16 protein-coding genes are annotated in these 23,945 nt (G+C 59.6%); 9 read left to right on the top strand and 7 right to left on the bottom strand.

Annotated elements, in window-relative coordinates; genetic code table 11:
• Positions 1–276: 276 nt before the first annotated feature.
• The gene (locus tag VC35_RS07390) at positions 277–4,875 is read left to right on the top strand and encodes a DUF6543 domain-containing protein (RefSeq protein ID WP_046038879.1); all 4,599 of its coding nucleotides are present in this window, start codon (positions 277–279) and stop codon (positions 4,873–4,875) included.
• Between the two features lie 75 nt (positions 4,876–4,950).
• Here the strand turns inward: VC35_RS07390 and pdxR are convergent, their stop codons facing one another.
• Positions 4,951–6,504, bottom strand: coding sequence for a MocR-like pyridoxine biosynthesis transcription factor PdxR (gene pdxR / locus VC35_RS07385; protein ID WP_046038877.1), 1,554 nt, complete (start codon positions 6,502–6,504; stop codon positions 4,951–4,953).
• Between the two features lie 92 nt (positions 6,505–6,596).
• Between pdxR and VC35_RS07380 the strand changes: the two genes are divergently transcribed.
• The 3 genes from VC35_RS07380 to VC35_RS07370 are packed head-to-tail and all read left to right on the top strand — an operon-like array spanning position 6,597 to position 8,374.
• On the top strand, positions 6,597–7,220 hold the full coding sequence (locus VC35_RS07380) for an FMN-binding negative transcriptional regulator (RefSeq protein ID WP_046038875.1): 624 nt from the start codon (positions 6,597–6,599) through the stop codon (positions 7,218–7,220).
• 10 nt (positions 7,221–7,230) lie between these two features.
• Positions 7,231–7,677 carry a GNAT family N-acetyltransferase gene (locus VC35_RS07375; protein WP_046038874.1) on the top strand — a complete coding sequence of 149 codons (447 nt, stop codon included), beginning with the start codon at positions 7,231–7,233 and terminating at the stop codon, positions 7,675–7,677.
• Between the two features lie 16 nt (positions 7,678–7,693).
• Positions 7,694–8,374, top strand: a complete 681-nt coding sequence (locus VC35_RS07370) for a GNAT family N-acetyltransferase (protein WP_046038872.1) — start codon at positions 7,694–7,696, stop codon at positions 8,372–8,374.
• 108 nt (positions 8,375–8,482) lie between these two features.
• On the opposite strand, the gene oadA is transcribed toward VC35_RS07370, so the two are convergent.
• Both oadA and VC35_RS07360 read right to left on the bottom strand, forming a co-directional pair.
• Positions 8,483–10,291 carry a sodium-extruding oxaloacetate decarboxylase subunit alpha gene (oadA, locus tag VC35_RS07365; RefSeq protein ID WP_046038870.1) on the bottom strand — a complete coding sequence of 603 codons (1,809 nt, stop codon included), beginning with the start codon at positions 10,289–10,291 and terminating at the stop codon, positions 8,483–8,485.
• 11 nt (positions 10,292–10,302) lie between these two features.
• Positions 10,303–11,718, bottom strand: a complete 1,416-nt coding sequence (locus tag VC35_RS07360; protein ID WP_046038868.1) for an acetyl-CoA carboxylase biotin carboxylase subunit — start codon at positions 11,716–11,718, stop codon at positions 10,303–10,305.
• 191 nt (positions 11,719–11,909) lie between these two features.
• Between VC35_RS07360 and VC35_RS07355 the strand changes: the two genes are divergently transcribed.
• Positions 11,910–12,872 carry a LysR family transcriptional regulator gene (locus tag VC35_RS07355; RefSeq protein ID WP_046038866.1) on the top strand — a complete coding sequence of 321 codons (963 nt, stop codon included), beginning with the start codon at positions 11,910–11,912 and terminating at the stop codon, positions 12,870–12,872.
• On the opposite strand, the gene VC35_RS07350 is transcribed toward VC35_RS07355, so the two are convergent.
• The 3 genes from VC35_RS07350 to VC35_RS07340 form a co-directional block, all read right to left on the bottom strand.
• Entirely contained in the window at positions 12,814–13,023 is a 210-nt protein-coding gene (locus VC35_RS07350; RefSeq protein ID WP_046038865.1) for a PA3496 family putative envelope integrity protein, read from the bottom strand. The two genes, VC35_RS07355 and VC35_RS07350, sit on opposite strands and share 59 nt — an antisense overlap.
• Positions 13,024–13,238: 215 nt before the next feature.
• Positions 13,239–14,105, bottom strand: coding sequence for a transcriptional regulator HexR (gene hexR, locus VC35_RS07345; RefSeq protein ID WP_007954250.1), 867 nt, complete (start codon positions 14,103–14,105; stop codon positions 13,239–13,241).
• A 200-nt stretch (positions 14,106–14,305) separates the two neighbouring features.
• Positions 14,306–17,176: an EAL domain-containing protein gene (locus VC35_RS07340; protein ID WP_046038862.1), complete on the bottom strand. Its 2,871-nt coding sequence runs from the start codon at positions 17,174–17,176 to the stop codon at positions 14,306–14,308.
• A 256-nt stretch (positions 17,177–17,432) separates the two neighbouring features.
• On the opposite strand from VC35_RS07340, the gene uvrD reads away from it, so the two are divergent.
• From uvrD to VC35_RS07320, 4 genes are all read left to right on the top strand, one after another.
• On the top strand, positions 17,433–19,616 hold the full coding sequence (gene uvrD, locus VC35_RS07335; RefSeq protein ID WP_046038860.1) for a DNA helicase II: 2,184 nt from the start codon (positions 17,433–17,435) through the stop codon (positions 19,614–19,616).
• 148 nt (positions 19,617–19,764) lie between these two features.
• Positions 19,765–20,205 carry an EamA family transporter gene (locus VC35_RS07330; RefSeq protein WP_007971691.1) on the top strand — a complete coding sequence of 147 codons (441 nt, stop codon included), beginning with the start codon at positions 19,765–19,767 and terminating at the stop codon, positions 20,203–20,205.
• Between the two features lie 179 nt (positions 20,206–20,384).
• A complete protein-coding gene (locus VC35_RS07325) occupies positions 20,385–21,263 on the top strand; it encodes a Tim44 domain-containing protein (RefSeq protein WP_046038859.1) in 879 nt (292 codons plus the stop codon).
• 206 nt (positions 21,264–21,469) lie between these two features.
• Entirely contained in the window at positions 21,470–21,877 is a 408-nt protein-coding gene (locus VC35_RS07320) for an SMI1/KNR4 family protein (protein WP_003187120.1), read from the top strand.
• Positions 21,878–21,899: 22 nt separating this feature from the next.
• Here the strand turns inward: VC35_RS07320 and VC35_RS07315 are convergent, their stop codons facing one another.
• Positions 21,900–23,663 (bottom strand): cation:proton antiporter, encoded by a 1,764-nt coding sequence (locus VC35_RS07315; protein WP_046038857.1) that lies wholly within the window; start codon positions 23,661–23,663, stop codon positions 21,900–21,902.
• Between the last annotated feature and the right edge of the window lie 282 nt (positions 23,664–23,945).

Below are 23,945 nucleotides of genomic sequence, written 5' to 3'. Positions count from 1 at the left end.
ACCACAACCACAACCACAACCACAACTTCGACGTTTAACTATGTACGTCTGGCCACGACGTAGTGGGTTACCCGAACCCGAACCCGAACAAGGACGCCACGGAATTGATCGACCTGGCGATCCGCGGCCCCCGTCGTTATCAAGACCTGCGTTTGCGCACGTCTTTTTTTGCCCACAATATTTATTTACCGCCAACGCCGTCCTGCCCGTCACTACCTTGCAGGGGATCGCACACCGAACGCTCAACAGTGCCAGCCCCCACAAAGGATGTGACCCATGCCCGATACTTCCACCTCTCCTTCCGCACCCGATCTCTCAGCCGATCAGGACGCCTTGCTTACCCAATTGGTGGCAGGCCCCTCGATCAGGGAGGTCGCCACCCATGCATTGCAACCGGCCCTGAGAGCGCTCTACCCGGACCTGCACATCGACCCGCGCCTGGCCATGGTGGTTACCCCGACCTGGAGCTTTCATGACCAGCGTGTCGTCCCAGGACCACGCCGCTTTGAATCGTTGACCGACGCGCTGGTACGCCATGGTGTAGAGGCCACCCCCGTGGTCTACCTCGATGGCGAGCACTACCTGACGCTGCAACCGCTGAAACCGACTCCGGCGCAACTGCCCGTCAGAATCGATGCCATCGGACGGCTGCTCAACGAGTTGGCGCCGCTGCTGTTTGTCGCGTTTCAAGAGCAACAGGTCGACTACTGGAACCAGTACACCCGAGCGTCCGCGCCACGGTGGAAAAGCTTGTCCAACTCACTGCGCGAACTGTGGAACATCGAATCGAACACGAACTGGGACACTGACCGTTACGCTATGGCCCGCAACCTGTTCGCTGACCCGGACAAAAGCACGCGCGGGCCTCACGACCCCTATCATTCGCGGGCATGCCTGATAGACCTCGACGGCTTGAGCGGCGGCGTCTCGACTCACCTCAACATCCTCGACATGGCGGTACTGATCGGAACCCAAAGCACCCACAACCTCATCATTACTCACACCATTACCCACGGATTTCAGACATACGACTCGTTGCAGGAACTGGGCGAATCCTTGCTGACGTACACCGATGGACCGGCACCCCGAAGCGCCCTGCAATGGCGCCTGATCGAGCCGGAGGGCAATTACTTTGACCATCTGGCGTGCAACCTGATTGCCCTGCAGGCGGACTCGATTGGCGCCCTGGCGAACGATACCGCTGCAGTGAATCCCGACCTGGCACCGCACATCAGTCGCTCAACGAACGAACTCGACCCAAAGGACAAACAAAAACCCTCTCGATTCAATCGGGTTGAGCAAGCATTGCCGGACTGGATGGCCAGCGCTTCGTCCAGCGATCTCACCGCTTACAGCCGTCACCTGATGGATCTGGCACAAGTACAGAATCAGAACGCTGGTCAGTCGTTTCAGGACGGGATCAAGCCAATCCGCGAGTTCGCCCTGGATCAGCTGCGCGATGCCATGCTCAAAGAGCACGCCGATGCCGCACAGCTGAATCTGGCGGACATCGAGATCGTGGTCGATAGCGTGGTGGTCTGGGGCGCCTTCGTGCCGCTGGTCGAGCCCGAGCGCACCACGCTGAGCCTGGTCGACCTGGCACTGCAAAACCTGATTGCCCTGCCGCTGGGCAACAAAACCGTGCGCAGCACCAGCGCCACAGCACTGCCGGCATGGTTGACGGTGAGTTACCTGGAGGCGTTGATCACCAGCGTCGACATCGGCCAGACCTACCCGACTCTGATCAAAAACAAGCTGCTCGACGACCAACTTGAGAGCCTGCGGCGCCAGAATCTGTTCACCAGCCACTTACGAGTCGAGCTACCGCTTCTGGCATTGCAGCAAAAGATTCGCGCACAGGGCGGGATTGATGAACGGGGTTACCGTTATGTCGCGGCCGTGGTCCAAGTGCTTGATGCCAACCGCTGGGTGGATGGCCAGGAAGTTGTCATTCGCCCACTGGCGTTCAATCCCGGCTGGCGCCTCAATGCCTCTGCAGACGAAGTGACCAACATGTTCGTGATCGGCCCACGGCAGATGGACAAAGGCCCTTGCCTGCTCTACCGACCACTGCTCGACCAGCCATTGAGCCAGTACCCGACAGCGGCCAACCTGATCTATGCCATCAAACACACGCCGACACTGCGTCAATCGGTGCTCGCCTGGTTGCCGGATGGCGTACGCGCCAACTACGCGAACTATGTGTTCACCGGTGACCGGCCTTCGGTCTGGTCCCTCTCGCAACTCCTGGCTGACCCACTGACCCCGCTGCAGATGGGCGGCACGCTTTCCCTGGGGACCGGAGTCGTCGCGTCTGATTACCTGGCCAACTTGTTCAAGGCCAACGTCAACGCGCTGGTCGAACTGGCGCAACGGCAATCGGTGTCCAATGCGCAGAATCGCTGGGCGACTTTCAAGCAAGCGGCGTGGATGATTCTAAACGCGGCGCTGCCCTTTCTCGGCCGCACCGTCGGCACGGCCGCCTGGATCTGGCAGGTACTGGATGACCTGCAACAAACCGTGGACACCGGCGAGAACGGTGACCGACAACAGCAGAAAACAGCGATGACCGACCTGCTGTTGACCCTGGCCATGGTGCTCGCCCATCACGCCAGTACGCACCATGCGACTGCCCGCAGAATCGAGGAAAGGCCCTCGCCAACGGTAGCGACCGAGGTTGAGGAAAAACCGGCATCCCCCCCTGTTGTCGTTGTTCAGGTGCCCGATATCGTCGGCGAAGCTGCTTCTTCACAGCATCGAATATCCGTGCTGACAGGTGCCGCCCTGAGCCTGGCGAAAACCCTGGACCGCTTCAACATCACCAGACCCGAACCACTCACCCCACCCGACAGCAACAACGGTGTCTACCGCCACCTCTATCGCCACGGGACCAGGTACTACGCCCCGGTCGGTGAGCGCTGGTTCGAAGTGGCGGTTGAGGAAACCGGTGAGGTATCGATTATCGACTCACGGCAACAGCCTCTACGCAGCGGCCCTGCATTGATCAGCAATCAGCGGGGTGATTGGTTCGTCGATACACGCCTGCGTCTGCGGGGCGGTGGTTTGTCGAGTCGACGCAAGGCATTGAAACAACAGAATCGCCAGCGCGTCACCGAGCTCAAACAACAGTTGGCAGAATTCAAAAACGAGCGCGAAAGCGCACGCACAGAACTGACGGATGCCTACAACCAAATGAAGGCCGCCAGCGACGAGACGCGGCCTGCCATTCAACAGCAGTTCCTCGAGAAACTCGATCGGCGCACCGACCAATACGCGGCCCCCATTGAACAATTGAAATCGCTGAACCTGCTCGATACGGTTTCCAGTTTCCGCACCGATATGGTCGAGATGCTCGGCACCCAGCTGTATTTCAACCAGACATGGCTCGATCAAAAAAGTCCAGTCTTCACCCAAACCCTGCAGGAGACCCTGGCGCTGCTGGAAGCTGAAGAAACGGCAGGCGGGGCTGGCGACCATGCGACCTATCAAAAAATGATCGACCTGACCGAGGGCATGATCGGCAAAATCGAGTTTGCTCAATCACGATTCCAAGAGATGAGTCGACTGGGTAGAAGTGCTGCGGAAATGGTCAGCACCTACAGAGCCAAACTGCCGACTTACAGCTTGAACGATCTCAAGGCGCTTCAGGTTTCGCTAGCCCGCGAGGTATGCCTCAAAGAAGGTGACAGCGTTGCGTTGACCGAAGCCCGAAACGAATTCGCACGCCTGCTCGACACGACCAATCTGGTTATCCAGACCTCGCAAGAGCTGATGCTGCAAGAAAGCACCTGGGTGGCAGGTGAACGCATCGAGGCCCTCAGCGGCATGCTTGAACAGTTCGAGGCCATCGATCAGTCCTTCGAAGACTTCACCGTCAACCACAAGGATGCAGTACAGGAACAACCGCTCAAGCACTTGCGCAAACGGGTCAGCGAATTCCAGCAGGACACCGAGGGCTACCTGGCACAGTTGCTACGAGAGGAACCACCCAAGGAACCCCGCCCCGGACCCTCCAGGCCTGTACCTGCATCGCGCAAACGAGTGGTGAAAACACGCTTCAATGGCACAGTCGTGGGCGAAGTACGTTCCGCTGCACCGGGAGAGCCGATTCTGCTTGATGTGCGCGCGCCCATGACCGGCAAAGTCATCGCCACCTTTCACGAAAAAACACCCGGGGTCTGGCTTGAACGGGTTCCGGCCAGACGTCGCCGTCCGACGATTCCAGCACCGGCACTCGACACTCAAATTGCCCATGGCCGGACACTGCTCGATGGTCTGGAAAGCTTTATCCAGCAAAACGAAGCGAGTGCCAAAAAGCCCGGTCGCATCCCGGTTGAAGTCGAGGAACTGTTCCAGCAAAAAGCCGACCATTTCGACCAGAGTGCCAGGACCCTGGAGCAATCCCTGATCAGCTCCAACAGCACCGATGAACCCGAAGTTGCCGCGACAGAGCTGGCTGCGGAGTTGAACCAGGCACATGATCGACTGTACGCCGAGGGTCAACGGATACGCATCGATATGACCAAACAGCAACCACCCACGGCCACCCGCGTCCAGTGGCTGCGAAGCAAAAATGAAGTCTACATTGTGCGCAGCGGTGATCGACGCCGACTCAAAGGCCTACGCAAGGATTACATGCAGGAATATGAAATTCGCGAGCGTCGAAACCAGCAAGTGCTGTGGTATGCGCATTTCCACTATGCCAGCCATGACGCACCGGTCGACGCCTTCACCGCTGCACATCTGAAACTGCGGGATCAGCGACTGCTGACCGGCACATACGACCCTCGCTCGGCCACCACCAACCCACAAGTGATCGCCATCTATCGCAGCCAGATCAGCCCGCAACTGGCTCGTGCGCTGTTCTTCTCGTAAACCCGGGAGCGCCAATTGGCCTCCTGGTTCAACACCGGGAAGCCCATAAGCGCGTGGACCGCCAATCCGCGCGCTTCAGCCGGCACGCCACACCGCCCGCAACCGTTGCAGCGCCGCCTCAATGGCCTTTTCGGGCACTGCGGCAAAACCCAGCACCAGACCGGCGCGTTGATCCATCGGGGTTGCGGACTCCGGCAGCCAATAACTGCTCAAGCCGTTGACCTCGACATCGACACTGCTCGCCAACTCGATCAGCTCGCGTTCACGGGCCACGCTGTCGACCGGCACGGTCATGTGCAGTCCCGCGGCAACGGTGGGCAGCTTGCCGACGCCTGGAATATCCTGCGGCCAACCATTGAGCAAGGTGTTGCGCCGACTCAGCGCCGCACGCCGCATGCGCCTTATGTGCCGCTGAAAATGCCCAGCCGCCATGAACTCGGCCATCACCGCTTGGGTGCTGACTTCGGAGTGCCGCACGTCCACCGCACGTCGCTGCGCAAAGGCCTGCACCAGCCCCGGCGGCAGCACCAGATAACCAAGACGCAACGCCGGAAACGCGACCTTGCCGAACGTGCCGACATACAACACCCGCCCGTGACGATCGAGCGCAGCCAAAGGCGCCAGTGGCGCGCCGCTGTAGCGGTACTCGCCATCGTAGTCATCCTCGACGATCCAGCCTTGGGTGCGCTCGGCCCAGGCCAGCAGCTCCAAGCGTCGCGCCAGGCTCATGACCACGCCGGTGGGATACTGGTGGGACGGCGTGACGTAGGCCAGCCGACAATCATCGAGTGCTGACAGTTCGCTGCAATTGATGCCCTCGCTGTCCACCGTTACCCCGTGCAGCCGAGCGCCCGCCACGGCGAAGGCATGGCCGGCCGCCCGATACCCCGGATTTTCAATCGCCACCCCGTCACCGGGCTCCACCAGCAACTGTGCACAAAGGCTGATTCCCTGCTGCGCGCCACTGGTGATCAGAATTTGTTCAGCTGTGCACTGCATGCCACGGGAGCTGCGCAAATACGCGGCGATCATCCCGCGCAAGCGTGCATCGCCGGCCGGGTCGCCGTAGCACAACTGTTGAAAATCCGGTTTGCGCCAGAAAGCCGCATTCAGCTTGGCCCAGACCTCGAATGGAAACAGATCGAACGCCGGAACACCGACCCGAAATGCCCGGGGCGGACCGCTCGGCGGTGTGGCCAAATGGTTGTTTTTGACCCGGGTCAACGGGTCGTTGTGGATAACTTTACTGGATGAATCCACAGGTAAATCGAGCCAATTTGTGGATAAGGCTGTGGGTAACCCTGTTGAAAACCCTGTGGACACTTTTGTGGATAGTTTTTTTGCCGGCACGGTTGCCTGGGGCAATTGCGCGACATAAGTCCCGTCGCCTACTCGCCCTTCGATAAACCCTTCGGCGTACAACTGATCGTAGGCGCGCACCACGCTGTTACGGGAAATTGCCAACGCTGCTGCCAGATCACGACTGGCAGGCAGACGCGTACCGCTGGTCAGTCGCCCGTCCAACACACGCGTGCGCAATGCCTGGTAGAGCTGACGACTCAGCCCCTGGCGACGATCAAGTTCGATACCTGCGGGGTTGAAGGTCAGGGACAGTGGTTCGCTAGTCATCGCAATGGACCCATGAAATTTGTCATTAATGGCTCTTACAACAGACCAATAGCCTGCCTAGGATGCAGGCATTCGCCAAGGAAAATATCTCCATGTACACGCCACGTGCTTTTGCCATCGACGAGTTGTCCCAACTGCATGAACTGATCCTCGCCACCCGTCTCGCCATATTGGTGACCCACGGTGAAAGCGGCCTGCAAGCCAGCCATGTACCGGTGCTGCTGCATTGCGAACAAGGCTCGAACGGCACGTTGTACGGGCATCTGGCCAAAGCCAATCCACAGTGGAAAGACCTGCGCGACGGCGCCGAAGCCCTGCTGATTTTTGCCGGTGCCGACGCCTACGTCAGCCCTGGTTTCTACCCGAGCAAGGCCGAACACGGCAAAGTCGTGCCAACCTGGAACTACGTCGCCGTACACGCCTATGGCCGAGCCGAAACCTTCAGCGATGGCGGGCGGCTGCTCGACATCGTCAGCACCCTCACCGATCGCCATGAAGCTGGCCGCGCCCAACCGTGGTCAGTGGCCGATGCCCCCGCCGATTACATCGACGGCATGCTCAAGGCCATTGTCGGTTTCGCCATTCCCATCGACCGACTGGAAGGCAAGCGCAAGCTCAGCCAGAACCGCAGCCCCGCCGATATCGCCGGCGTGCGCGAAGGCCTGGCCGCCAGCCCCGACTTCAACGACCAAACCCTCGCCCAATTGATGCGCTAAGGAAGTCACCATGAGTCAAATCGACATTCGCCAAGTCACCGCCGGTGATCACGCGGCCTGGTTGCCGCTGTGGCAGGCCTACCTGCGCTTCTACAAAACCGAATTGCCGGAGGCCGTTACCCATAACACCTGGCAGCGCATGCTTGACCCGAGCGAGCCAACCCACGCCGCCCTCGCCTGGGCCGACGGCAAAGCGGTGGGTATGGTGCATTTCATCTACCATCGTTCGAACTGGGCCATCGAAAACTCCTGCTATCTGCAAGACTTGCTGGTGGTCCCGGAAACCCGTGGCACCGGCGTCGGCCGCCAGTTGATCGAGTTCGTCTACGCCACGGCCAAGGCCGACGGTTGCAACAAGGTCCACTGGCTGACCCACGAAACCAACGCCACCGCGATCCAGCTCTACGAGCGCATCGCTGAACGCCCGGGTTTCATCCAGTTTCGCAAAGCCATCTAGGTTCAAGGAGAACAGCATGTCGATTTCACTCGCCGACTGGAAAGGCGTCCCGGCCCCCACGACCCAACTGATCGAAGGGCGTTACATCCGCCTGGAAAAACTCGACCCGGCGCGCCACGGCGACGACCTGTTCAACGCCCTGCAAGGCCCCGGTGCCGACCCGAAACTCTGGGACTACCTGCCTTACGGCCCCTTCCCGGAGCGCAGCGTCTTCAACGACTGGCTGAACAACCACGCGGCCAGCAGCGACCCGTATTTCTTCAGCGTGATCGACCGCGCCAGCGGCGAGGTCCAGGGCCTTCTCAGCCTGATGTCCATCGTCCCGGCCCAGGGCCGCATCGAAATCGGCCACGTCACCTTCGGCGCGCCGATGCAGCGCTCGCCGAAAAGCACCGAGGCGGTTTACCTGTTGGCCAAGGAATCCTTTGCCCTGGGCTACCGCCGCCTGGAATGGAAATGCAACAACGCCAACGCCCGCTCCAAATACGCGGCCGAGCGCCTGGGCTTCAGTTTTGAGGGAGTGTTCCGCCAGCACATGGTGGTCAAAGGGCAAAATCGGGACACCGCGTGGTACTCGATCCTGGACTCGGAATGGCCGGTGATTGGCGCCGGGTTCGAGAAGTGGCTGAGCGATGAGAACCAGACCGTCTCGGGTCAGGTTAAAGGGTTGGTGGAGTGCAGAACGCAACAGTCCTGAATCCAGAAAACCGCAGCCTTCGGCGAAGACTGCGATTTGAATTTCGGGCGAAAAAAAGGGGAGCACATGCTCCCCCGAGGTATAAAGCGTTGTATCGAGGCTGTTAACTCAGCCTTCGATCTCGATCAGGATCTCGCCCGGGTTCACCCGGTCGCCCTTGGCCACATGAATGGCGGTGACTTTACCGGCGATGGCTGCCTGGACTTCGGTTTCCATCTTCATCGCTTCGGTGATCAACACGGCCTGGCCGGCCTTTACGGTGTCGCCTTCCTTGACCAGCACGTCGACGATGTTGCCCGGCATGGTGGTGCTGACGTGACCCGGTGCAGTGGCTTGCTTGCGCTTGCTGCCGCCGCCGCCGACGAATTCGTTGAGCGGCTCGAACACCACCTCTTCCGGCATGCCGTCGATGGACAGGTAGAAGTGACGCTTGCCTTCGGCCTTGACGCCGACACCGGTGATGTCGACGCGGTAGGTTTCGCCGTGAACGTCGATGACGAATTCGGTTGGCACGCCTTCGCCGCCAGCCGAGGCGACGCCGCCGGCGTCAGGAATCGGCAACAGCACTTCCGGCGTCAGGGTGCCCGCAGCACGCTCTTCGAGGAACTTGCGACCGATGTCCGGGAACATGGCGAAGGTCAGCACGTCTTCTTCAGACTTGGCCAATGCGCCGATGTCGGCACGCAGCTTGGCCATTTCCGGCTTGAGCAGATCGGCCGGGCGAACGTCGATCACTTCTTCGCTGCCGATGGCCTGGCGGCGCAGTTGTTCATTCACGGTGCCCGGCGCCTTGCCGTAGCCACCTTGCAGGTACAGCTTCACTTCATTGGTGATGGTCTTGTAGCGCTCGCCGGCCAGCACGTTGAAGAACGCCTGGGTGCCGACGATCTGCGAAGTCGGGGTCACCAGCGGCGGGAAGCCGAGGTCTTCACGAACCCGCGGGATTTCGGCCAGCACTTCGCTCATGCGATTGAGTGCGCCCTGCTCTTTCAATTGGTTGGCCAGGTTGGAAATCATCCCGCCCGGTACCTGGTTGACTTGAACACGGGTGTCGACGGCGGTGAATTCGCTTTCGAACTGATGGTACTTCTTGCGCACGGCGTAGAAGTACAGACCGATCTCTTGCAGCAGTTCCAGGTTCAGGCCGGTGTCGAACTCGCTGCCTTTAAGGGCGGCGACCATCGACTCGGTGCCCGGGTGGCTGGTGCCCCAGGCGAAGCTGGAGATCGCGGTGTCGATGTGATCGGCACCGTTTTCGATGGCCTTCATTTGGCACATCGCAGCCAGGCCAGCGGTGTCGTGGGAGTGAATGAACACTGGCAGCGATTGCTCGGCTTTCAGAGCCTTGACCAGTTCGCCGGTGGCGTACGGGGTCAGCAGGCCAGCCATGTCCTTGATCGCCACCGAGTCGCAACCCATGGCTTCCATTTGCTTGGCCTGGTTCACGAAGGCCTCAATGGTGTGCACCGGGCTGGTGGTGTAGGCGATGGTGCCCTGGGCATGTTTGCCGGCGGCTTTCACCGCTTCGATGGCCACGCGCAGGTTACGCACGTCGTTCATGGCGTCGAAGATGCGGAACACGTCGATGCCGTTGACCGCTGCCTTGGCGACGAAGGCCTTGACCACGTCGTCGCTGTAGTGGCGGTAGCCCAGCAGGTTCTGACCGCGCAACAGCATTTGCAGGCGAGTGTTAGGCAGCGCGGCACGCAGTTGGCGCAGACGCTCCCACGGATCTTCTTTCAGGAAGCGTACGCAGGCGTCGAACGTCGCGCCGCCCCAGCACTCCAGCGACCAGTAGCCGACTTTGTCGAGCTTGTCGCAGATCGGCAGCATGTCTTCGGTGCGCATGCGGGTCGCGAGCAGCGATTGGTGGGCGTCGCGCAGGATCGTGTCGGTAACGTGGATTTGCTTGCTCATTGTTCTATTCCTCACAGGCCTGCGTGGGCGGCGATGGCGGCGGCGATGGCCAGGGCCAGCTCTTCGGGTTTGCGCTTGATCGAGTAGTTGGTCAGTTCAGGGTGGCTTTCAACGAAGCTGGTGTTGAACTGGCCGCTACGGAATTCCGGGTTACGCAGGATTTCCTGGTAGTACGCGGCGGTGGTCTTGACCCCTTGCAGACGCATGTCGTCGAGGGCGCGCAAGCCACGGTCCATCGCCTCTTCCCAGGTCAGCGCCCACACCACCAGTTTCAGGCACATGGAGTCGTAGTACGGCGGGATGGTGTAGCCGGTATAGATCGCCGTGTCGGTACGTACGCCGGGACCGCCGGGTGCGTAATAACGGGTGATCTTGCCGAAGCTCGGCAGGAAGTTGTTCTTCGGGTCTTCGGCGTTGATCCGGAATTGCAGGGCGAAACCACGGTGCTGGATGTCTTCCTGTTTCACCGAAAGCGGCAGGCCGGACGCAATGCGAATCTGCTCGCGGACAATGTCGATGCCCGTGATTTCTTCGGTGATGGTGTGTTCCACCTGCACCCGGGTGTTCATCTCCATGAAGTACACCTCGCCCTCGGCGAGCAGGAACTCCACGGTGCCGGCGTTCTCGTAGCCCACGGCCTTGGCTGCGCGCACCGACAGGTCGCCGATATAGGCGCGCTGTTCAGGGGTCAGTTGCGGGCTCGGGGCAATCTCGATCAGCTTCTGGTTACGGCGCTGGATCGAGCAGTCACGCTCGAACAGGTGCACCACGTTGCCGAAGCTGTCGCCAAGAATCTGTGCTTCGATGTGCTTTGGATTGACGATGCATTTTTCCAGGAACACTTCCGCCGAACCGAACGCCTTGGTGGCTTCGGAAATGACCCGCGGGAAAGCCTGTTCGAGTTCTTCACGACTGTTGCAGCGACGAATGCCGCGGCCGCCACCACCGGAAGTAGCCTTGAGCATCACCGGGTAACCGATGCGATCGCCTTCGGTCAGGGCTTCTTCGATGCCCGACACGTTGCCTTCGGTGCCTGGGGTCACCGGTACGCCGGCCTTGATCATGCTGCGGCGGGCTTCGGTCTTGTCGCCCATGCGGCGAATGACTTCAGCCGACGGGCCAATGAATTTGATCCCGCGTTCGGCGCAGATCTCCGCCAGCTCGGCGTTTTCCGAAAGGAAGCCATAGCCGGGGTGCAGTGCATCGCAACCGGTTTCCACCGCCAGGTTCACCAGCTTGCGCGGGTTCAGGTAACCGGCCAGCGGTTCGGCACCAATGCTGTGGGCCTCGTCCGCACGCTTGACGTGCAAGGCATGACGGTCGGCATCGGAGTAGATCGCGACCGAGCGAATGCCCATTTCGGCGCAGGCACGTACGATTCGTACGGCAATCTCACCACGGTTGGCGATCAGGATCTTTGTTATCACTTGGAGTTTCCCTTGAGCCGGTGGTACCCACGACCTGCTAGACCCAGGTCGACGCGTGACCAAATGTTTCAATTTGGTCGCAGGTCCACACTAGCGCCCACAAGGGATTAACAAAAATGAATAAAAATTGGGTCGTGCATAAGTAAAGACTTATAGTTGATTCACCAGCCAGCGACGAGAGCGACCAGATAATGCGTAAGTCATTGATGCGTATGACTTTGCGGCAATTGCAGATCTTCAACGAGGTCTGTGATTTGCGGTCCTACAGCCGCGCGGCCGAGGAAATGTCGCTCACACAACCTGCCGTCAGCCTACAGATTCGTCAACTTGAAGAGCTGATTGGCCAGCCTTTGTTCGATTACGTCGGCAAGAAACTCTACATGACCGAAGCCGCTGAAGCGTTACAGCGGGCCAGTCGGGATATTTTCGGGCGCCTGGAAAACCTCGACATGCAGCTGTCGGACATGCAGGGCTCGTTGCAGGGGCAACTGAAACTGGCGATTGAATCCAGCGCCAAATATTTCGTGCCGCATCTGTTTGCCGCATTCAAACGCCAGCACCCGGAAGTGAACCTGCAACTGACGGTGGTCAATCGCGGTCAGGTCATTCGGCGTCTGTCGGACAACCGCGATGACCTGGTGATCATGTCCATGGTGCCTCAGGACATGGGCCTGGAATTCCTGCCGTTCCTGAACAACCCGATCGTCGCCGTGGCGCCACCGGATCACCCGTTGTGTCATATGGGGCCGCTGCGCCTGCAGGATCTCGAGCCCTACACACTGCTGCTGCGTGAGCAGGGCTCCGGGACGCGGCTGGCGTGCGAAGAATACTTCAAAGAGAAGCGCGTGCACTTCAACCAGACCCAGGAGGTCTCGTCTGCCGAAGCACAGCGTGAATGTGTGCTGGCAGGCCTGGGCGTTGCGCTGTTGACGCGCCACGCCCTGAGCCTTGAGCTGGCTACCGGTGGACTGATCGAGCTACCGGTCGAAGAGCTTCCACTGTTTCGCAGTTGGTGCCTGGTGCAGGCCAAGGCGAAACGCCTGTCACCGGTGGCTCACGCCTTCCTGGCGTTTATCCGCAGCGAACGGATTCAGATCAGCGCGCTGGTTGAGCGTTTCGACGGGACGCCGAGGGAGATGCCTGCCAGAAATTGAGTTCCAACTCCGGAAAATCGCCAATTTCGGCCAGTAGCTGACGGCGTTCGCAGCGATCTTCGATGGCGCGGCGGAATTCCATGCGGCGCTGATCTTCTTGCTGACGGCGGGTTTTGACAGCGCTGTTGCGTTCTTCGTAGGGCATGGCCATTTCGAGTCTCCCAAGGCGAGTACGGGAGTTTCAATCTAGGCGCGGGGGATGACGGTTTGGCGGCTTGGGCGTTACAGACTGATGAAAGTTTGTTGGGTGCCGTGGCGAGGGAGCTTGCTCCCGCTGGGTTGCGAAGCGACCCTAGGATTTTGCGACTGCTGCGCAGCCGAGCGGGAGCAAGCTCCCTCGCCACAGGGTCGGTGCCAGCCTTGAAATCAATCGTCCAACGCCTTCACCGACTTGGGCGACAAGCGCAAGCTGCGCAGGCTGCGCTTGACGCTCTTGAGGTGGTTGACCAGGCTCGGGCCACGGGCCATGGCCACGCCCATCGCCAGCACGTCGATCACCACCAGGTGGGCGATACGCGAAGTCAGCGGCGTATATATTTCAGTGTCTTCATGCACATCGATCGCCAGATTGACCGTAGACAACTCGGCCAACGGCGTCTGGCTCGGGCACAGGGTGATCAACGAGGCACCACTTTCGCGCACCAGGTTGGCGGTGATCAGCAGGTCCTTGGAACGCCCGGACTGGGAAATGCAGATCGCCACGTCGGTTGGCTTGAGTGTCACGGCCGACATCGCCTGCATGTGCGGGTCGGAATACGCCGCAGCGGTGAGCAGCAAGCGGAAGAACTTGTGCTGGGCGTCCGCCGCTACCGCACCGGAGGCGCCGAAGCCGTAGAACTCGACACGCTGGGCTTGGGACATCAGCGTCACCGCCCGCTGCAGTTCCAGCGGATCGAGCTTCTCGCGAACCTCCATCAGCGTGTGCAGGGTGGTGTCGAAAATTTTCAGGCTGTAGTCGGCGACCGAGTCATCCTCATGGATCGCAAACTGACCAAAACTCGCACCTGCCGCCAGGCTCTGGGCCAGCTTCAGCTTCAGGTCCTGAAAGCCGGAACAACCGATGGCACGGCAAAAACGCACGATGGTCGGTTCACTGATGCCCACGCTGTGGGCCAGGTCGGCCATGGAGCTGTGCATCACGGCCGCAGGATCAAGCAGCACATGGTCGGCGACCTTGAGCTCCGACTTGCGTAACAGGTGGCGAGACTGGGCGATGTGTTGCAGCAGGTTCAAAGGGCTGGACTCTTTGTTATTGGCAGGTGCCGGGGATGTAGCACGCTTGTAGTTATACTACATGAATTGGCTTTTTGCCTGCTCAATGCGTTACCGAATCCCTCGATTTCAGGTGCCCGCGCTTCATGTAGCAGCCATGGCGCCCGTCCTGGTGCGCCGAGTGCGCGTTTTAATGGACAAAAGCGCCTTATGTATCCTCGTCAGCTTGCGGCTTGCGCGTGCAGCAAGCCGGCCAACGTCTCGGCCTCGACCGGGCGGCTGATCAAATAGCCCTGTACTTCATCGCAGCGCTCGGTTTTCAGGAACTCAAGCTGTTCTGCGCGCTCCACTCCTTCCGCCACGACCTTCAGCTTCAAGCCGTGAGCCATGGCAATGATTGCCCGGGTAATCGCCGCGTCTTCACTGCCTTCACCCAAGCCACGGATAAACGCCTGATCAATCTTCACGTAATCCACCGGGATCCGCTTGAGATAGCTCAGCGATGAATAACCGGTGCCAAAATCGTCAATGGCCAGTTTCACCCCGAGATCACGCAACTGCTGGAACGTCGCGATGATGTGCTCGACGCTGTCCAACAACTGGCTTTCGGTGAGCTCCAACTCCAGATAGTGCGGTGCCAGCCCGGTTTCCTCCAGGACTTGGCGCACTAGACTGACCAGCTTGCCCTGGCGCAATTGATGCACCGAGAGATTGACCGACACCCGAATCGCTTCGAGCCCCTGCCGTTGCCACTCACAGGCTTGCCAGCAGGCCTGCCGCAACACGAACTCACCGATCGGGCCGATCAATCCGGTTTCTTCGGCCAGGCCGATGAAATCCCCCGGCGGCACGCGGCCCATGGTCGGATGATCCCAACGCACCAAGGCTTCGGCGGCATTCAACCTGCCAGTGGCAAGGCACAGTTTCGGTTGGTAAAACACCTTCAACTGTTTGTCTTCGATGGCTTTGCGCAGGTGGTTTTCCAGTTGCAAACGCTCCAGCGTGCTGGCTTGCAAACTGTCGGTGTAAAACTGGAAATTATCGCCACCCAGGTGTTTGGCGTGCTGCATCGCCATGTTCGACTGATTGACCAATGCCGATATTTCCCGCGCGCTGTCCGGCAACAGGCTGATGCCCATCGACGCGCTGACCACCAGCTCATGCCCGTCAATGGTCACCGGCAAACGTAATTTGTTCGCCAGACGAGTCGCCACCCGGGCCAGGCTCGAAAGGTTGCCGTAGGAATTGAACAGCACGGCAAACTCATCACCAGAAAGGCGCGCGATGGTGTCTGCTTCAGGTAACGCATTCACCAGTCGCCGGGCCATTTTCTGCAACAACTGGTCGGCGACTTCATGTCCCAGGCTGTCGTTGAGTTGCTTGAACCGATCGAGATTGATGTGCAGCAACGCCAGGCTGCGATAACCGCCCTGTCGCACTCGTTGATGAGCCTCGCTGAGTCGTTCGCGGAACATCGCGCGGTTGGCCAGACCGGTAAGTTCGTCGTAATGGGTCAGATAGCGCATGCGCTCTTCGGATTCTCGACGGGCTGAGAGATCGGCGAAGAAGCCCACAATATGGCTCACATTTCCCCGGGTATCGCGCACAGCATTCAGTTGCAGCCATTGCGGATACATCTCGCCGTTCTTGCGGGTTTCCACCAATTCGCCCTGCCAGCTTCCTTGCTGCTCCAGCGCCTGATGTATTGCGGCGTAATGCCGACGCGCATCGCGACTGCATGGCAACTCAATGACATTGCGCCCGATCATGTCCTCGATGTCATAGCCGGTCACCCGACTGAAGGCTTGATTGATCGCGATCAGGGCATAGTTCGGATCGAAAATCACGATCCCTTCGCTGGCCGCCTCGAACACGGTCGCCGCCAGTTGTTGCTGCTCTTCCAGGCCTTTGCTGACGCTGATGTCGCGGCGAGTGCCGACCATGCGAATCACCCGGCCGTTTTCGGTACGCTCGACCGCCCGCCCGCGGTCTTCGATCCAGACCCAGTGGCCGTCGCCATGCCGTACGCGATACTCGATTTGATAGTCCTCGGTGCGGCCCTTCAAATGCTCGACCAGCGCCCTTTTCAGCGCAGGAAGATCCTCGGGATGAAGGCGCGGCTTGAGGTGACGCAGTATTGCCGTGACCTGCTCCGGTTCCAGGCCGAACAGTTCCTGAATCTGCGTGTGATGGACTTCGTCGGTTTGCAGGTTCCAGTCCCACAACCCCAACTCGCTGGCCTTCAATGCCAGCGCCAGACGCGCCTCACTCTTGCTCAACGCCTGGTTGGCGGCGTCCAGCTCCAGGCTGCGCTGAGCGACACGGTTTTCCAGGTCGACCTGGATCTCTCGCAACTCGTCCTCGGCACGTCGACGCTGTTCTATCTCCTTGGCCAGTTTCTGATTGAGCTGATCACTGCAGCTTTGCGCCTGCTGCAGATGCTCGATCAGTGCCTGGTTCTGAAAGCGCCGCATCAAGCCCCGATCGATCAATCGATTGACCTGCCAGGCAACCACGCTCAATGCACCGAGCAGAATCAACCCGAACCAGCCCCAACCGTGCTGCTGTTCGTCAGCTCCCCAAAACATATAGGCGATGGCTGGCAACAGGCAGGGCAAGGTGAATGACAGAAAGGCCGGCAAGCTGACCGCATAAGCCACGCTGGCCGAGAGCGCCGCAGCACCGATGAGACCGAAAACCCAGGCTTGCTGAATGAAGTTATCGGCGGGAACCAGGGCGATGCCGGCACCGGCCAGGGTCAGACCGGTGAGACCGGAGCCCAGCAAAAACATCCGTCGCCAAATGGGATGGGCCTGACGGTTGGGAATGGCCGAATCGAAGGCTGCGACCTGAATCACCCGCAATGCCACCAAAGACAACAACCACACCAGCCAGACACTGACCAGGAAATAGCGCTGCGGGCTCCAGAGCAAACCGGCACAGACCAGGCCATTGATCAGCATGAATAACGTGGGCAGCAGCGAGCCTTGATACAACAGGCGAGTGCGTTCGACCGCCATTTCCATGGCGTACTGTTTACGGATCACCCGGGGCTCCACAGTGGGGCCCGACAGGTCGAAGCTGAGGGTCATAGGCGATGTTCTTGTTCTTATAATGATGAGCATGTGCCCGAAACTGCTCGGAGCATACACAAGCAATTGCCCGGACCAAACTGTTGCTGATCAATAAATCGCCAAATTTTTCGGCCGCCGACGCCACTGAAAATGCTGAAGTCACGCTCCGCCAACGCCTGCAGCCGATGACTGACCGGTCGTCCTTCGCATAACTTTCATCGGTTAAAGCGAAGCGGGGTTTGCCCGGTGTGTCGCGGCCCCCTAGAATGCCCCGATGCGCGATGATCTCTCCCTTCTGCTGAACTCCCTCAACGATGCCCAACGCCAGGCCGTAGCAGCCCCCGTGGGTCGTCAGTTGGTCCTGGCCGGTGCTGGTTCCGGTAAAACCCGAGTGCTGGTGCACCGTATCGCCTGGTTGATCCAGGTCGAAAACGCGTCTCCCCACTCCATCCTGTCGGTGACCTTCACCAACAAGGCTGCTGCCGAGATGCGCCAGCGCATCGAGCAGTTGATGGGTATCAACCCGGCCGGCATGTGGGTCGGCACCTTCCACGGCCTGGCGCACCGCTTGTTGCGGGCACACTGGCAGGAAGCGGGCCTGAGCCAGACCTTCCAGATTCTCGACAGCGATGACCAGCAGCGGTTGGTCAAGCGGGTGATCCGCGAGCTCGGCCTGGACGAACAGCGCTGGCCGGCCCGTCAGGCCCAATGGTTCATCAACGGCCAGAAAGACGAAGGCCTGCGCCCGCAACACATCCAGGCCAGCGGCGACCTGTTCCTGGCGACCATGCGCGGCATCTATGAAGCCTACGAGGCTGCCTGCCTGCGTGCGGGCGTCATCGATTTCTCCGAATTGCTGCTGCGCGCCCTCGATCTGTGGCGCGATCACCCAGGCCTGCTCGCTCACTATCAAAAGCGCTTCCGGCACATCCTGGTGGACGAGTTCCAGGACACCAACGCCGTGCAATACGCCTGGTTGCGCCTGCTGGCCAAGGGTGGCGACAGCCTGATGGTCGTAGGCGACGATGACCAGTCGATCTACGGCTGGCGCGGCGCGAAAATCGAGAACATCTACCAGTATTCCGAAGACTTCCCGGACGCCGAAACCATTCGCCTGGAGCAAAACTATCGCTCCACCGCCGGCATCCTGAAGGCTGCCAACGCCTTGATCGCCAATAACACCGGGCGCCTGGGCAAAGAGCTGTGGACAGACGGCGGCGAAGGCGAAGCGATCAACCTGTACGCCGCCTTCAACGAGCACGACGAAGCACGCTACGTTGTCGAAACCATCGAAAGTGCGCTGAAAACCGGCTTGTCACGTAGCGATATCGCGATTCTGTACCGCTCCAACGCCCAATCGCGGGTTTTGGAAGAAGCCTTGCTGCGCGAGCGCATTCCCTACCGCATCTATGGCGGTCAGCGCTTCTTCGAACGTGCTGAAATCAAGAACGCCATGGCTTACCTGCGCTTGCTCGAAGGCCGCGGTAACGATGCCGCGCTCGAGCGGGTGATCAACGTGCCGGCCCGTGGCATCGGCGAGAAAACCGTCGAAGCGATCCGCGACCACGCGCGCCACAGCGATGTGTCGATGTGGGAAGCGATGCGCCAACTGGTGGCCAACAAAGGCCTGACCGGTCGTGCGGCCGGCGCCCTTGGCGCATTTATCGAGCTGATCGAGAACCTCGCCGCCAAGTGCATGGAAATGCCACTGCACCTGATGACCCAGACTGTCATCGAGCAGTCGGGGCTGATCGCCTATCACGAAGCGGAAAAAGGCGAGAAAGGCCAGGCCCGGGTAGAAAACCTTGAGGAACTGGTCAGCGCCGCGCGCAACTTCGAAAACAGCGAAGAGGACGAAGACCTGACGCCATTGGCAGCGTTCCTCGGTCACGCATCGCTGGAAGCCGGCGACACTCAGGCCGACGAGCACGAAGACAGCATTCAACTGATGACCCTGCACAGCGCCAAGGGCCTGGAATTCCCTTACGTGTTCCTGGTGGGCATGGAAGAAGGCCTGTTCCCGCACAAGATGAGCCTGGAAGAACCCGGTCGCCTTGAGGAAGAACGTCGTCTGGCCTACGTAGGCATCACCCGGGCCATGCAGAACCTGGTGATGACCTACGCTGAAACCCGACGCCTTTATGGCAGCGAGACCTACAATAAGGTCTCGCGCTTCGTACGCGAAGTTCCGAAAGGCCTGATTCAGGAGGTTCGGCTATCCAATAGCGTCAGCCGTCCGTTCGGTGGCAACCAGTCGATGAGTGGCAGCAACCTGTTCAGCGGCAGCGAGATTCCGGAAACCGGCTTCAGCCTGGGCCAGACTGTGCGCCACTCGATCTTCGGTGACGGCGTGATCCTCAACTTCGAAGGTGCCGGGGCTCAGGCCCGGGTGCAGGTGAACTTCAGCGAAGGCAGTAAGTGGCTGATGCTGGGGTATGCGAAGCTGGAAGCAATCTAGCTTTTCTGTGGGAGCGAGCTTGCTCGCGATAGCGGTAAATCAGTCGACATTGTTTCTGGCTGTCAGTCCGTCATCGTCGGAGCGCCGCCCGGAGCAAGCTCACTCCCACAGGCCCCAGGCCGATATCTGAATATAAAGGTGCGATGTGATGGGCTCAGGCTTCTTTTCCTCCTGGACATTCTGGGCCCTGTTATCGGCGGCATTCGCGGCAATGACCGCCATTTTCGCGAAAGTCGGCATCGAAAACGTCAATTCCGACTTCGCCACCCTGCTACGTACGATAGTGGTGTTGGTCAGCCTGGCCTTGATTTTGTACGCCACGGGCCAATATCAGTCATTGGGATCGATCTCTGCGAAGAGCTACCTGTTCCTGCTGTTATCGGGCCTTGCCACCGGTGCATCGTGGATCTGCTATTTCCGCGCACTCAAGGTCGGCCCGGCGTCACTGGTTGCCCCAGTGGACAAACTCAGCGTGGTGCTGGTGGCTGTTCTTGGCGTTGTCCTGCTGGGCGAAAAACTCGACCTGCGCCAATGGGGCGGAATCGGCCTGATCACGGCCGGGGTGGTCATGCTTGCCCTCCGACGCTAGGCAAGCATCCTACAAGCCCTGTCCACTCATCTGACAGATCAAAGTCAAAAGGCCCTCTTGCACTGACTGGAGCTGAACATGACCTGTCAGGCAAAAGCCCGAAACACTCTGCCGCTAGCCAGTAACACTTCAGCTGTGCAACATGGCGCGCGTGCCTTCCACAAATGGGAATTCCCTTTATGAAACGTTTTCTTAGCATCGCCATGGCGTTGTGCATCGGCCTGACGATGAGTCTCGATGTCAATGCCGCCAAGCGCTTCGGTGGTGGCAAAAGCGCAGGCGCTGCGCCGACTCACCAGACCAGCCAGATGGCTCCCTCTTCTCCAGGCATGGGCGGCGCTGCGGCGACCGCTGGTGCTGCCGGTGCCGCTGGCGCCGCTGCCAAGGCCGGTGGCGCTTCGCGCTGGCTCGGCCCTCTGGCCGGTATCGCGGCCGGTGGCCTGCTTGCCTCCATGTTCATGGGTGATGGCTTCCAGGGCATGCAGTTCTTCGACATCCTGATCATGGCCGTCATTGCGTTCCTGGTCTTCCGCTTTATCGCCGCCCGTCGTCGCAAACAGCAGGAGCATTACGCTCCGGCCGGCCACGCGCCGATGCAACGTGAGGGGTTCGAACAAAAGCCTGCCGGCGGTTCGATCTTCGGTGGCTCGGCAGCGCCTGTTGCCGCTCGCCCGGTGATCAACGCGCCAGCCTGGTTCAACGAAACAAACTTCGTCGAAGCGGCGCGCAATCACTTCCAGTCCCTGCAACAGCACTGGGACGCCAACGAAATGGACAAGATCGCCGAGTTCGTGACCCCGCAAATGCTGGAGTTCCTCAAGCGTGAGCGTGCTGACCTGGGCGACGGTTTCCAGTCCACCTACATTGATAACCTCAATGTACAGCTGGACGGTGTGGACGATCGCGCCGACAAGACCATCGCCACCCTGACGTTCACTGGCGTGTCGAAAACCTCGCGTTTCGACCAGGGCGAAGTCTTCAGCGAAAGCTGGAACATGGAACGTGCACAGGGCGAAAACCAGCCTTGGCTGGTAGCTGGTATCCGCCAGAACGGCTGATCCCGCGTAGTTCTATTCGGAAGGTGCCGAGCCTGTTTTTAACGCCGTATGATCGACGCGCAGGCACGTTCCGGACAGAACTTCACTTGCAGTAAACAAAACCCCGGCCTCAGCCGGGGTTTTCTATTTCGCGGTTGCATCTATAGCAAGCTACTGTATAAACCGCCCCATATAAACCGCGCCATACAAGCAAGAGGATCCCGGACGTGGAAGAAATCATCGAACAACTGCGTGAAGCCAACGAACCGGTACCGGTCCCCTTGGAACTGCCCGACGAAGACCTTCTGGTCGAAATCGAAGAACAACTGTTCATCGACATTCCATTCGTATTCAGAGAGTTTCTGCTGACCGTCAGCGACGTGGTCTACGGCAGCCTGGAACCGGTCACCGTGACCGACCCGCAATCCCACACCTACCTGCCCGACGTTGCCGCCAACGCCTGGGACGCCGGCGTCGATCGCAGCCTGATCCCGATCTGCCAGGACGGTGATGACTACTATTGCGTCGAAGAAGACGGCACCGTGGTGCTTTGGCAGGCCGAAGAAGAACTGATCGCCGAAGAGACCTGGGAGTCGGTGTGGCACTGGGCGCGGGACGTCTGGCTGGAAAGCTGATCCAGTCAACGCCGCTGGGTGGTCAATGCCCGGACGACTCCTTGTGATTGTCGAGGGTTTCCAGCAACGCCACCTGCATCCGCGTATGCACACGAATGAACCAACGCCACAGCAGCGCCGCCACGGCGGCCGCGACCACGGCGATCAGCACCAGCAACTTGTTGGTCGGCAGAATACTGGCCGACAAGGCTGCCAACAGCAAAAAGATCACCAGCAGTGACAGGATCGGGATCACTTCGGCGATCACCCGGCGCACTCGCTGCGTGTGGCGCCCAGCCATCTCCGGCTTCACACCCATTTCCGCCAGCAACATCGACAGTGCCTTTAGCTTGCGGTACGCCGCAATCAAAAAAGGCAGCGACAACAACAGCGCCCCACCCCAGATCAACGCCTTTTGCCAACTCGGATCGCTGATCCAGCCTTGCAGGTAAGTCGACATGCGTTCGGCGAAGTACGCGCCCAAGAAGAAGATCGCGATCACGAGCGCCAGATTGACTCCCACCTGCAGCAAGATCCGCCGAATCATGGATGCCAGCAACGCGCCTTCACCCTGAGGCTGGATGCTGCGCAACCATTCGCCGTACATCCCCAACACCCGTCCCAAGCGTTCTGGCATGGCGCCGGCGAGCTTGATCGACAATGGATCGGCCGCGCGAATCAGATACGGCGTCAGCAAGGTCGTGATCACCGAAACCGCCACAGCCACGGGGTACAGAAAGTTGCTGGTGACCTGCAACGTCATTCCCAGTGCCGCGATGATGAAAGAGAATTCGCCAATCTGTGAAAGACCCATCCCGACCCGCAGCGAGGTGCGTCCGTCATTGCCGGCGATAAATGCACCAAGGCCGCAGGACAACATCTTGCCGAGCACCACGGCTACGGTGATTACGGCGATTGGCCAGGCGTACTGAAGCAGGATCGCCGGATCGAGCATCAGCCCGATGGCCACAAAGAAAATCGCGCTGAAAAGATCGCGAACCGGTTCAATCAGTCGTTCAATTTTCAGCAGTTGCCGGGATTCAGCCATGATCGCGCCGATCAGGAATGCCCCGAGGACCATGCTGTATTCAAGCTTGACTACCAGCAGGCAGAAACCAAAACACAGGCCCAGCACCGTGATCAGCAGCATTTCGTTGCTTTCGAATCTGGCGACGTAGGCCAGCAGCCGCGGCACCATCAGGATGCCGATGACCAACGCGACGATCATGAACAGCGACAGTTTGCCGACCGTGGAAAACACTTCGCCGGAGCTGACCGTACCGCTGACCGCGATGCTGGACAGCAGCGCGATGATGCCGATGCCCAGAATGTCCTCGACGATCAGCACTCCGAAAATCAACTGGGCAAATCGCTCGTTCTTCAGCTTCAGATCATTGAGCGCCTTGACGATGATGGTGGTCGAGGAAATCGCCAGGATCGCGCCGAGGAACAGAGAATCCATGGTGTTCCAGTCGAACCAGCGACCAATCTCGTAGCCGATCCAAATCATCAGCACGATTTCCAGGAATGCCGCGATGAATGCCGTGGCACCGACCTTGAACAACTTGCGCAGGCTGAATTCCAGGCCCAGGCAGAACATCAGGAATATCACACCGAGTTCGGCCAGGGTCTTGATGGTTTCTTCGTCATGGATCAGGCCGAATGGCGGGGTGTGCGGACCAATGATGAATCCGGCGACGATGTACCCCAGCACCACCGGTTGTTTCAGGCGATGGAAAACCACGGTGACCACACCTGCGATCAACATGATCACTGCCAGATCCTGAATGAAACTGATGGCATGCATGGCGTGAGACTCCCTTTGTGGCATTGCTCGATCCCCGAACGCAGGAAAAGTCAGATCGAGCAGAACAAAAATCGGAATTGCACGTAGGAAATGCCCTTGAGGCAGGGCTTTTTGCAGGGTAACACCGCGACTTCTGGCAGAAAGGCGGTGCAATATATGGAAACAGATCGATCCGGCGTGACGGCGACCCTATACCCGGCGTCCCGATAACTGTTGGTTTGAAAAAACCGCCGAGGCACCCGCAGAGGTGCATCCCTCAAACCTGGCCTTGACCCGTGAGAA

Origin of the sequence: Pseudomonas fluorescens (assembly GCF_000967965.1) — a bacterium.
Classification (GTDB): Bacteria; Pseudomonadota; Gammaproteobacteria; order Pseudomonadales; family Pseudomonadaceae; genus Aquipseudomonas; species Aquipseudomonas grandcourensis.
Note: the sequence above shows the minus strand (reverse complement) of the source record. Positions and strands in the feature narration are given on the sequence as shown.

Excerpts from the sequence above, each read along its gene's own strand:
- VC35_RS07390 (WP_046038879.1), top strand. The coding sequence starts at position 277 with ATGCCCGATACTTCCACCTCTCCTTCCGCACCCGATCTCTCAGCCGAT.
- pdxR (WP_046038877.1), bottom strand. The coding sequence starts at position 6,504 with ATGACTAGCGAACCACTGTCCCTGACCTTCAACCCCGCAGGTATCGAA.
- VC35_RS07380 (WP_046038875.1), top strand. The coding sequence starts at position 6,597 with ATGTACACGCCACGTGCTTTTGCCATCGACGAGTTGTCCCAACTGCAT.
- VC35_RS07375 (WP_046038874.1), top strand. The coding sequence starts at position 7,231 with ATGAGTCAAATCGACATTCGCCAAGTCACCGCCGGTGATCACGCGGCC.
- VC35_RS07370 (WP_046038872.1), top strand. The coding sequence starts at position 7,694 with ATGTCGATTTCACTCGCCGACTGGAAAGGCGTCCCGGCCCCCACGACC.
- oadA (WP_046038870.1), bottom strand. The coding sequence starts at position 10,291 with ATGAGCAAGCAAATCCACGTTACCGACACGATCCTGCGCGACGCCCAC.
- VC35_RS07355 (WP_046038866.1), top strand. The coding sequence starts at position 11,910 with ATGCGTAAGTCATTGATGCGTATGACTTTGCGGCAATTGCAGATCTTC.
- VC35_RS07350 (WP_046038865.1), bottom strand. The coding sequence starts at position 13,023 with ATGGCCATGCCCTACGAAGAACGCAACAGCGCTGTCAAAACCCGCCGT.
- VC35_RS07340 (WP_046038862.1), bottom strand. The coding sequence starts at position 17,176 with ATGACCCTCAGCTTCGACCTGTCGGGCCCCACTGTGGAGCCCCGGGTG.
- uvrD (WP_046038860.1), top strand. The coding sequence starts at position 17,433 with ATGCGCGATGATCTCTCCCTTCTGCTGAACTCCCTCAACGATGCCCAA.
- VC35_RS07330 (WP_007971691.1), top strand. The coding sequence starts at position 19,765 with ATGGGCTCAGGCTTCTTTTCCTCCTGGACATTCTGGGCCCTGTTATCG.
- VC35_RS07325 (WP_046038859.1), top strand. The coding sequence starts at position 20,385 with ATGAAACGTTTTCTTAGCATCGCCATGGCGTTGTGCATCGGCCTGACG.
- VC35_RS07315 (WP_046038857.1), bottom strand. The coding sequence starts at position 23,663 with ATGCATGCCATCAGTTTCATTCAGGATCTGGCAGTGATCATGTTGATC.